10 protein-coding genes are annotated in these 9,702 nt (G+C 68.0%); 4 read left to right on the forward strand and 6 right to left on the reverse strand.

Translation table 11 applies throughout. The features are described from left to right. Nucleotides 1–111: 111 nt before the first annotated feature. From QSG27_RS25050 to QSG27_RS25075, 6 genes are all read right to left on the reverse strand, one after another. Nucleotides 112–306, reverse strand: a complete 195-nt coding sequence (locus QSG27_RS25050) for a hypothetical protein (protein WP_306710964.1) — start codon at nt 304–306, stop codon at nt 112–114. A gap of 266 nt (nt 307–572) precedes the next feature. Further along, a complete protein-coding gene (locus tag QSG27_RS25055; protein WP_306710966.1) occupies nt 573–1,652 on the reverse strand; it encodes an Ldh family oxidoreductase in 1,080 nt (359 codons plus the stop codon). A gap of 3 nt (nt 1,653–1,655) precedes the next feature. Continuing rightward, complete coding sequence (uxuA, locus tag QSG27_RS25060) at nt 1,656–2,852, reverse strand: mannonate dehydratase (protein WP_306710968.1); 1,197 nt, start codon at nt 2,850–2,852, stop codon at nt 1,656–1,658. Nucleotides 2,853–2,922: 70 nt separating this feature from the next. Continuing rightward, entirely contained in the window at nt 2,923–4,395 is a 1,473-nt protein-coding gene (locus QSG27_RS25065) for a mannitol dehydrogenase family protein (RefSeq protein ID WP_306710970.1), read from the reverse strand. Between the two features lie 22 nt (nt 4,396–4,417). After that, a complete protein-coding gene (locus QSG27_RS25070; protein ID WP_306710972.1) occupies nt 4,418–5,113 on the reverse strand; it encodes a GntR family transcriptional regulator in 696 nt (231 codons plus the stop codon). A gap of 183 nt (nt 5,114–5,296) precedes the next feature. Next, nucleotides 5,297–6,241, reverse strand: a complete 945-nt coding sequence (locus QSG27_RS25075; protein ID WP_306710973.1) for a hypothetical protein — start codon at nt 6,239–6,241, stop codon at nt 5,297–5,299. 267 nt (nt 6,242–6,508) lie between these two features. Here QSG27_RS25075 and QSG27_RS25080 point away from each other — a divergent pair, with 267 nt between their 5' ends. From QSG27_RS25080 to QSG27_RS25095, 4 genes are read left to right on the forward strand one after another with little or no spacing between them, the layout of a single operon-like run. Next, entirely contained in the window at nt 6,509–7,315 is an 807-nt protein-coding gene (locus tag QSG27_RS25080; RefSeq protein ID WP_306710975.1) for a GntR family transcriptional regulator, read from the forward strand. Beyond that, entirely contained in the window at nt 7,312–8,070 is a 759-nt protein-coding gene (gene kduD / locus QSG27_RS25085) for a 2-dehydro-3-deoxy-D-gluconate 5-dehydrogenase KduD (protein WP_306710978.1), read from the forward strand. The genes QSG27_RS25080 and kduD overlap by 4 nt, the downstream gene beginning before the upstream one ends. 47 nt (nt 8,071–8,117) lie before the next feature. Next, a complete protein-coding gene (locus tag QSG27_RS25090) occupies nt 8,118–8,453 on the forward strand; it encodes a cupin domain-containing protein (protein ID WP_306710980.1) in 336 nt (111 codons plus the stop codon). Nucleotides 8,454–8,496: 43 nt separating this feature from the next. Then, nucleotides 8,497–9,486, forward strand: coding sequence for a TRAP transporter substrate-binding protein (locus QSG27_RS25095; protein ID WP_306710982.1), 990 nt, complete (start codon nt 8,497–8,499; stop codon nt 9,484–9,486). The last annotated feature ends 216 nt before the right edge of the window (nt 9,487–9,702 follow it).

Raw genomic sequence — 9,702 nt, forward strand, 5'->3', positions numbered from 1 at the left:
CCCGCTTCTCAGCGGCCCCGGCGTCGTGGGAGCCGGGTTATAGGCGGGTCGGCCAAGCCCGGCAAGCGCTTTTTTCAGCGATGAACGATTTTTTTGAAAGCGGCCTTCGGATCAGGCCCGGATGGGAACAGCCCGCCGGCGGTCGGACGGTTGGGGGGCGAAGCCGTCGCGCAGGAAACGTTCGAGTTCGATCTCCTGGGCGCTCTTCGGCACCTGATCGATCGCACGCACGTCGCAGCGCCCGTTCGCAGCCACCACGCGGAACAGCATAGCAGCGGCGTGTCGCGGATTCTGACGGTTGCTCATCCCAATCGCTTCCCTCGTCATCGGGGCGCGGGCACCCGAAGGGCCGGCACCACAGCCCTGATTTTAATTGATTGTGATGTTTTTGCCATATCTTTTCGCGCCTCCGCCGAAAGAAAGTGGTGGCAAGGCTAAGCGGCGGAAATCACAGGGAAAAGCATGGCCTGGGCTGGACTTGGGAGGTGTGAGAAAAACAGGGCAAGCGATTTGCCGATCGCCTGTCCCTGTATTTTATTCGAATGCAAACTGAATTCGAGGATTCTCTTCGGTCAAGACTCTGCCACCGCGGCTGGCATGACGCAGCCTTTGCGTGCGGCAAGACCGCGCAGCGCCGTCCAGGTCGCCACATCCACGGGAATGCCGTTGGCACGGCGGTCGGCCTGCGCCTCGCGCTCCGGATCGCCGGGGGCCATGACGCGGGCGCCGGGCCGGGCCGGCTGGGCGCGCAGATCGGCCAGGAAATCAGCCACGCGGCTGTTGAACAAGGCGAGCGGCTGGAACAGCTCCGGCCTCAGGATAATGAAGAAGTGGCCGAGGGCAACCGGCTGCGACTCCTCCGTGCCGGTGAAGGGGGGAAGTGCTGCGCCATGGGCCATGCCGGTGAAGGCGGAGCAGAGAAGATCCACCATCGCCGCCAGCCCGGCCCCCTTGTAGCCGAACTCCGCCCCGCCGAGCGGCATCAGGGCCACCGCTTGATGGGGATCGGTGGTGACGGCACCCTCCCCGTCCACCGCGACCTCCGGCGGCAGCGGCTGGCCGGAGGCACGGCGCAGGAAGACGCGGTTCAGCGGGATGCTGCTGGTCGCCATGTCGAGCAGCATCGGCTCTTCCCCCGCCACCGGCAGGGCGAAGCTGATGGGGTTGGTGCCGTTGAAGGGCTTCAGCCCGCCGTGCGGCACCACGATGGCGTCAGAGTGGGTCATGCCGATGGCGGCAAACCCCCGCTGCGCCGCGGCCAGCGTGTAGCAGCCGGTCGCCCCGTGGTGGGAGGAACGGGCCACGGCCACCGCCGCGATGCCCGTCTCCCGCGCCATGGCCACCCCCTCCTCCACCGCGCGGTAGCTGGCGAGGTGGCCGAAGCCGTCGTCGGCGTCGAGACGGCCGACCGCGGCGGCCTGCCGGGTGAAGCGCATCTCCGGGGCGGCCTTGACCCGCCCGGAGAGCAGCGACTCCACATAGTGCGGCACCAGCCGCACCCCATGCGTGTCGAAGGCGCGGGCCGAGGCGTCCACGGTCGCGCGGGCCACCGCCTCGGCGCCGTCCCGGCGGGCGCCGGCCCGGAGCAGAAGCTCCGCCACGAAGCGTTCAAGCTCCGGACGCCGGACCCGGACCTGCTCGAACGTCTCCATGGGTCAGACCGGAAGCTGGCGCATCGAGGCCACGGCGGTCATCACGCCGCGGATTTCGGCCAGACCGCGCAGCCGCCCGATGGCCGGGTAGCCGGGGTGGGTCTTCTTGCCCACGTCGTCCAGCAGCTCGTGCCCGTGGTCGGGGCGGAAGGGAATGCGCCAGTTCGGATTGCCGGCGTCCTTGCGGCGCTTCTGCTCCTCCAGAAGGGTGGTGACGACCGACACCATGTCCACGTCGCCGCCCAGATGCTCGGCTTCCTGGAAGGAGCCGTCGGGGTCCTTCGTCACGTTGCGCAGGTGGGCGAAGGTGATCTTCGGGGCGAAGCGCTTCACCATGGCCGGCACGTCGTTCTTCGCCCCGGCGCCCAGCGAGCCGGTGCAGAAGGTGATGCCGTTGGCCTCCGAATCGATGACGTTGACGATGAAGTCCAGGTCGTCCTCGTTGCTGACGATGCGCGGCAGGCCCATCAGCGGGCGCGGCGGGTCGTCGGGGTGGATGCACATGCGGATGCCCACCTCCTCCGCGGTCGGGATCACCTCGCGCAGGAAGCGGGCGAGCGTCTCGCGCAGGGCGCCGTGGCTCATGTCCTTGTAGCGGTCCAGCATCTTGCGCAGGCCCGGGATGTCGTAGCGGTCGAAGGCGCCCGGCAGGCCGGCCATGATGTTGGCGAGCAGCTTCTTCTTGTCGTCCTCCGACGCCTTGTCGAACCAGGCGCGGGCGCGGGCCAGAACCTCCGGCGCATGGTCGTCCTCGGCACCCGGGCGCTCCAGCATGAAGACGTCGAAGGCGGCGTGCTCGAAGGCGTTGAAGCGCAGCGACGTGCCGCCGCCCGGCACCGGCGCGGCGAGGTCGGTGCGGGTCCAGTCGAGGATCGGCATGAAGTTGTAGCAGACCGTCGTCACCCCGCAGGCCGCGAGGTTGCGCAGCGACTGGCGGTAGTTGTCGAACAGCGGGGTCAGGTCACCCTCGCCGATCTTGATCGACTCATGGACCGGCAGGCTTTCCACCACGCTCCAGCGCAGGCCCAGCGAGGGGTCGGCGGCGATCATCGCCTTGCGCTCTTCGATCGCCTCGACCGACCAGACCACGCCGTAGGGGATCTGGTGCAGGGCGGTGACGATGCCGGTGGCGCCGGTCTGGCGGATGTGGTTGAGCCGGATCACATCGTCCGGGCCGAACCAACGCCAAGTCTGTTCCATGGTCTGCTCCTTGAGAAGAAGGGTGTGCCGGTTCCGGCATGTCTCGATGGAAATCGTGAGTAAATGCGCCTCAGCCCGCCGCCGAGCGCACAACGGCGCGCGCCCCTTCGGCGAAGAGGCGGCCCAGCGCGTCGGTCACCGCGGCGGTGAAGCGCGGGTCGCGCGGCAGGTCGTCGCCGAAGACGGCGTTCAGCCCGAACAGGGCGGGCGCCAGACGGTCGGCCACCGGACCGGCCTCCGCCGCCAGTTCGGCGAGCTTGGCGGCCATGGGGTCGCGCACGTCGATGGGGCGGCCCGCCTCGTCGGTCCCGGAGACGTAGCGCATCCAGCCCGCCACCCCCAGCGCCAGCCGGTCGATCGGCGCCCCGGCGGCCAGCCGGTCACGGATCGTGCCGAGCAGCCGCTGCGGCAGCTTCTGCGTGCCGTCCATGGCGATCTGCCAGGTGCGGTGGCGCAGGGCCGGGTTGCGGAAGCGCTCGATCAGCGCGTCCTTGTAATGGCCGAGGTCGGCGCCGGGCGGCATGCGCAGCGTCGGCCCGGCCTCCTCGTCCATCAGGCCGCGGATCAGCCGGGCGAAGGCCGGATCGGCCATGGTGTCGGACACCGTCTCGTAGCCGGCGAGGTAGCCGAGATAGGCGAGCGTGGAGTGGCTGCCGTTCAGCAGGCGCAGCTTCATCGTCTCGTAGGGATGGACGTCGGGGACCAGCTCCGCCCCTTCCAGCTCCCAGGCGGGGCGCCCGGTGGGGAAGCGGTCCTCGATCACCCACTGGCTGAACGGCTCGGTCACCACCGGCCAGGAGTCGCGCAGGCCCAGCCCGTCCGACACGCGGTCGCGGTCGGCGTCGGTGGTGGCGGGGACGATGCGGTCCACCATGCTGTTCGGGCAGGCCACGTTGTCGGCGAACCAAGCCCCCAGCGCGGGGTCGCGCAGTTCGGCGTAGCGGCGCAGAATGCCCGCCGCGGTGTCGCCGTTGCTCGGCAGGTTGTCGCAGCTCAGCACCGTGAAGGGCGCCACCCCGGCGGCGCGGCGGCGGATCAGCGCCTCCACCAGGAAGCCGGGCACGCTGCGCGGGCGTTCGGGGCTGGCGAGGTCGTGGACGATGTCCGGGTGGGACTCGTTCAGGGCGCCGGTGGCCGGGTCGTGGCAATAGCCCTTTTCCGTGACGGTCAGGGTCACGACGCGGACGGAGGGGCGGGTCAGCCGCTCCAGCACCGCGGCGGGGTCCTCCGGAGCGACCAGCAGTTCGGTGACCGAGCCGACCACCCGCAGCCGCTCGCCCGCGGCGTCGCGCACGGCGACGGTGTAGAGGCCGCCCTGCGGCTCCAGCGCGTCGCGCGTGTCGGGGCTGCGCAGGCTGACCCCGGCGATGCCCCAGGGACCGAAGGAGCGGGCCAGGGCGGCGTCGGTGTAGACGGCCTGATGGGCGCGGTGGAAGGCGCCGATGCCGAGATGGACGATGCCGGTGGTCAGCGCGGCACGGTCATAGCCGGGACGCTGCACGCCGGGGCGCAACGAGGGCAGCGTGTCGGGGCTCAGGCGCATGGAACACTCCGCATGACGGCTTTCAGGTTTCGAAGAAATGGCTGTTGGATCGGGCGATCTCGTCCACCGCGGCGAAGACGGTGCGCAGATGGGCGCGCATGGCCTCCTCCGCGCCGTCGGGGTCGCGGGCGGCGACGCGGTCCACGATGCTCTGGTGCTCGCCGACGATTTTGGCCGCCCAGCCTTCGCCGTGCAGCGACAGGAAGCGCACACGGTCGAGCTGCGCCTTGACGGCGACCAGCAGGTCCCACACCGCCGGACGCCCGGCGATGCGCGCCAGCTCGGCGTGGGTGGCCTCGTCCAGGGCGAAGAACTCGGCGTGGCGGTCGGGAGACATCACCGCGCGGTGGCGGTCGAGAAGGCCGGCGAGGGTGGCGACGTCCGCCGCCTCCGCCCGCTCGGCGGCCAGCCGCACGGTCCGGCATTCCAGGGTCTCGCGGATGAACTGGCTGTCGGACACCGCGGCGAGCTGGATCGGCGCCACGAAGGTGCCGACCTGCGGCACGATGCGCAGGAACCCTTCATCGGCCAGCCGGCGGAAGGCCTCGCGCACTGGCGTGCGGCTGACCCCGTAGCGGGCGGCCACGCGGGTTTCCGAAATCCCCTCGCCGGGGCGGATCTCCCCCGACAGCACGGCGGCGCGCAGGGCGTCGTAGACCCCGTGCAGGCGGGGACCGCGGATGTCGGTGGGGGCGGAGGAGGTCGGCGTGTCGGTCATGGCGTCCATCGCAGCAACTTGCATACTAGTATGCCATTGCGGACGGAGGCTGGCAAGGGGGAGCGATGGCGGAAGCCGCTCGGGGCGGTGCGCCGGCACGCGGCGTGCCGCACTTGACGCCTGCTGGAGAACCGGTCCGCCGAAGACATGAATCATCGGCAGACCGGCGCAAGATCGGCCGCCTTAAACTTCGACCGTCGTCATGTAGATGCCGTCATTGCCTGAGCCGTTCCAGAACAGGTACGGCGTCTGCTTGTACGTAACGGCGCAGGGACTGGTGCCGTCAAGAATGCCGGGAACCCCGTTCGGACAGGTGACGTGCACCTGTTTTGCCCAAGCCTTGCTGCCGACGCCGTCATAGGAGGTGACATAGATGCCATCCTGGCCGGACCCCGCATAGAACACGAGAAGCTGGTAGGTGCCGCCACTGAGGCAGGCCGTCGGGCTGGTGTTTCCCCGGAACCCCATCTCCCCGATCTGCCCCTTGATCCCGACCGGCGGCTGCCAGCCTTGATTGGTCAGAACAGTGTAGAATGTGCCGTCGTTGCCGCGTCCATTATAGAACAGGTAGAAATCCGCCATGTACTCGATGGCGAATGGGCTGGTGCCGCCGGCGATGCCTACACCGGAGGCATAAGCATTGACCCTCGTTCCCCCCGTCCAGGTGTTATGGTCCAGGATGCTGTAATAGATCCCGTCATCACCGGAGCCAACCCAGAACAGATATGGATCTCCGTAAACGGTCGCCGATGGGCTGGTGCTCTTCTGGAAGCCCATGCCTCCGATGAGGCCCTTTATGGATACAGGACCTTTGACCTCGTTGCCGTCATAGGTGATATAATAAGTACCGTCGTTCCCGGCCCCGTTGTAGAAAACATAGAGCAGATCACGCGCCACGATAGCGGACGGGCTGCTGTTCTCCGCGACGCCGACATTGCCGACTATGCCTTCCAGGCGGGTCGGCCCGGACCAATCCTTTCCATCATAGGTAAGGAAGTACAAACCATCATTTCCGGCGCCGTTGTAAATCACATACAGCTTTTCACGATACAAAGCAGCAGAGGGGCTGCCCTTGATCCCAATGTTCTTTAGGTAGCCGCTTAGATTGATCTGATCGGTGAACTTCATGAATGGCCTCATCATACTTTCGTATGCAGCATTATGGCTGCCAGCAACATCATATCCGAATTACTTGTGATTTTATCACAAATATTCGCCTTGTTGCCGATGCAGTCACGCTCCGGGCCTCCCCCTTCCCCACTCCCCGGAAAAATGTTCGGCCCACCCGCAGAATCAGGCTTGCGCGGCACGCTGATATATTAATATGCTCTTCCTCAAGGAACAGCACGGAACGGTCCCGGACGGGGCACGGGCCGGCGCATGGGGAGGACTGCAATGGCTTCGACCTCCAGGCCCGCCCTGGATGCCCAACCGCCCGGCAAGGTGCCCGGAACCGCCTTGGGAACCGCCAAGGAACCGCGCCTGTCCGCCCGCGCCACGGCCACCGCGGAGATCTACCGGTCGCTGCGTGGGGACATCGTGGCGATGCGGCGCAAGCCGGGGGAACCCATCGTGGAGAAGCATGTCGCGGAGTCCTTCGGCGTCAGCCGCACCCCGGTGCGCGAGGCCCTTCTGCGGCTGGCCGACGACGGGCTGGTCGAGATCTTCCCTCAGTCCGGCACCTTCGTCGCCCGCATCCCGGTCAACGCCCTTCCCGAAGCTGTGGTGATCCGCACCTCGCTGGAATGCACCGCGGTCCGCTACGCCGCCATCCGTGCCGCGCGCAGTCAGGTCGCAGCGCTGCGGGCCAACGTCCTGCTTCAGCAGGAGACGGCGGCGGCGGGCGACCTCGACGGCTTCCACGAGGCCGACGAGGAGTTCCACCGCCTGATTTCCGAGATCGCCGGCTTCCCCGGCCTGTGGAACATGGCCCAGCAGGTGAAGATGCAGGTGGACCGCTACCGCCGCCTGACCCTGCCGGAGCCGGGCCGCATCCCCCATGTGCTGGCCGAGCACAGCGGCATCGTGGACGCCATCGCCGCACGCGACCCGGCCCAGGCGGAGCGGCTGATGGTCACCCATCTCGGCGCCCTGCTGGAGTCCGTCCCGGACACCCAGGGGGCCAACCCCTTCTTCTTCTCCGGCGTGCAGGCGGAAGGCCCTCTGAAGGCCCCTCTGAAGAACGAAAGCACGCCGTCATGACCAACCCCTTTTCCCTGTCGGGCAAAACCGCTCTGGTCACCGGCGCCAACGGCGGCATCGGGCAGGCCATCGCGGTCGCCCTGGCCCAGGCCGGGGCCGACATCGCCGTGGCCGGGCGCACCCCGCCGGACGAAACCCGCGCCCTGGTCGAAGGGCTGGGCCGACGCTTCGCCGCGATCCCCGCCGACCTCTCCAGCCTCGCCCCGATCCCCGCCCTGATGGAAGAGGCGGTCGGCACGCTCGGCGGGCTGGACATCCTGGTCAACAACGCCGGGCTGATCCGCCGCGACGACCCGCTGGACTTCACCGAGGCCGACTGGGACGCGGTGATGGACGTGAACCTGAAGTCGGTCTTCTTCCTCTGCCAGGCGTTCGGGCGCTACGCGCTGGGGAACGGGCGCAAGGGCAAGATCATCAACATCGCCTCCATGCTGTCCTTCCAGGGCGGCATCCGCGTGCCCTCCTACGCGGCGTCGAAAAGCGGCATCGCGGGGATCACCCGGCTGCTCGCCAACGAATGGGCGGGCAAGGGCATCAACGTGAACGCCATCGCGCCGGGCTACGTCGCGACCAGCGTCACCACCGCGCTGCGCGCCGACGAGCGCCGCAACGCCGAAATTCTGGCCCGCATCCCCGCCGGACGCTGGAGCGAGCCCGCCGACATGGGCGGTCCCGCGGTGTTCCTGGCCTCCGATGCGTCCGATTACGTCCACGGCACGATCCTGCCGGTGGACGGAGGCTGGCTCGCCCGCTGACGCCATCGGCGATCGGGGGCTGCCGCCAAGAACAGGGGAAGACGAGGATGAGCACGGACGTTTTCGTGATCGACGGCGCGGTGGAGTGGCAGGATCTGGGCGCCGGGGTGCGCCGCAAGATCCTGGGCCACAACGACGCCATGATGATGGTGCGCGTGGAGTTCGAAACCGGCGCCATCGGACCGCAGCACCGCCACCCGCACGTCCAGTGCGCCGTGGTCGAGAAGGGCTCCTTCGACGTGACCATCGAAGGCCGCACGCAGCGGCTGGGCACCGGCGACGGCTACATGGTGCCGTCCAACGCCCTGCACGGCGTCGTGGCGCTGGAGCCGGGCGTCCTGCTCGACATCTTCACACCCCCCCGCGAGGACTTCCTCGCCTGACCCCAGCCTAATAACCAGTCCAAAAACGCCAGGAGGATACGCTATGCATCTCTCGACCCGCGGCGTCCGCGCCGCCCTTCTCGCCGCCTGCGCCGCCTGCACGATGCTCGCCACGCCGGTCATGGCGCGCGACTTCCGCTCCGCGGACATCCACCCCGCCGACTACCCGACCGTCGAGGCCGTCAAGTACGTCGACAAGCTCCTGAAGGAGCGCACCGGCGGCAAGCTCGGCGTGAAGGTCTACCCGAACGGCGCGCTGGGCACCGAGAAGGACACCATCGAGCAGCTCAAGATCGGCGGGCTCGACATGATGCGCATCAACGTCGCCCCGCTGAACAACGTGGTGCCGGAGACGATGGTCACGGCCCTGCCCTTCATCTTCCGCTCCACCGAGCACATGCGCGCCGTGCTGGACGGCCCGATCGGCGACGAGATCCTGGCCGCCATGGAAAGCCAGGGCATGGTCGGCCTCGCCTTCTACGACAGCGGCTCGCGCAGCATGTATTCGGCGGCCAAGCCGTACAAGACGCTGGCCGACATGAAGGGCGCCAAGATCCGCGTCCAGCAGTCGGACCTGTTCGTCGCCATGATCCAGGCGCTGGGCGCCAACGCCACGCCGATGCCCTTCGGCGAGGTCTACACCGCGCTGAAGACCGGCATCGTGGACGCGGCGGAGAACAACTACCCCTCCTACGAATCCTCCCGCCACTTCGAGGCGGCCAAGTACTACACCCTGACCGAGCACGCCATGGCGCCGGAAGTGCTGGTCTTCTCCAAGGTCTCGTGGGACCGCCTGTCGAAGGACGACCAGGCCGCCATCCGCAAGGCCGCCAAGGACTCCGTCCCCTACATGCGCAAGCTGTGGGACGAGCGTGAGCAGAAGTCCAAGGACGTGGTCGTGAAGGCCGGCTCCCAGATCGTCGAGGTCGCGAACAAGCAGGAGTTCATCGACGCGATGGCTCCCGTCTACAAGCAGTTCGCGAACACGCCGAAGCTGGACGGCCTCGTGAAGCGCATCCAGGACACGAAGTAAGCACAGTGAAACGCGGCGCCTCCCTTCGATGACACGAAGGGAGGCGCCGCGTCCTTCGAGGGGAGCAGGCGGCATGGAAATCGAGCTGCAAGCAATGGACGACAGCCCTCCGCGCAGCGCGGGCCTGCTCACGCGGGTCAACGCGCGTCTGGCGCGGTCGGGGATGTGCGTGGCGATGGTCGGCCTGATGGCCATCGTGGCGGTGGTGTTCTATCA

It is taken from the genome of Azospirillum isscasi (assembly GCF_030849505.1).
GTDB classification, from domain to species: Bacteria; Pseudomonadota; Alphaproteobacteria; order Azospirillales; family Azospirillaceae; genus Azospirillum; species Azospirillum isscasi.

What these genes read in the sequence shown, in the direction of transcription:
- QSG27_RS25050 (WP_306710964.1), bottom strand. Translation starts at nt 306, where the DNA reads ATGAGCAACCGTCAGAATCCGCGACACGCCGCTGCTATGCTGTTCCGC.
- QSG27_RS25055 (WP_306710966.1), bottom strand. Translation starts at nt 1,652, where the DNA reads ATGGAGACGTTCGAGCAGGTCCGGGTCCGGCGTCCGGAGCTTGAACGC.
- uxuA (WP_306710968.1), bottom strand. Translation starts at nt 2,852, where the DNA reads ATGGAACAGACTTGGCGTTGGTTCGGCCCGGACGATGTGATCCGGCTC.
- QSG27_RS25065 (WP_306710970.1), bottom strand. Translation starts at nt 4,395, where the DNA reads ATGCGCCTGAGCCCCGACACGCTGCCCTCGTTGCGCCCCGGCGTGCAG.
- QSG27_RS25070 (WP_306710972.1), bottom strand. Translation starts at nt 5,113, where the DNA reads ATGACCGACACGCCGACCTCCTCCGCCCCCACCGACATCCGCGGTCCC.
- QSG27_RS25075 (WP_306710973.1), bottom strand. Translation starts at nt 6,241, where the DNA reads ATGAAGTTCACCGATCAGATCAATCTAAGCGGCTACCTAAAGAACATT.
- QSG27_RS25080 (WP_306710975.1), top strand. Translation starts at nt 6,509, where the DNA reads ATGGCTTCGACCTCCAGGCCCGCCCTGGATGCCCAACCGCCCGGCAAG.
- kduD (WP_306710978.1), top strand. Translation starts at nt 7,312, where the DNA reads ATGACCAACCCCTTTTCCCTGTCGGGCAAAACCGCTCTGGTCACCGGC.
- QSG27_RS25090 (WP_306710980.1), top strand. Translation starts at nt 8,118, where the DNA reads ATGAGCACGGACGTTTTCGTGATCGACGGCGCGGTGGAGTGGCAGGAT.
- QSG27_RS25095 (WP_306710982.1), top strand. Translation starts at nt 8,497, where the DNA reads ATGCATCTCTCGACCCGCGGCGTCCGCGCCGCCCTTCTCGCCGCCTGC.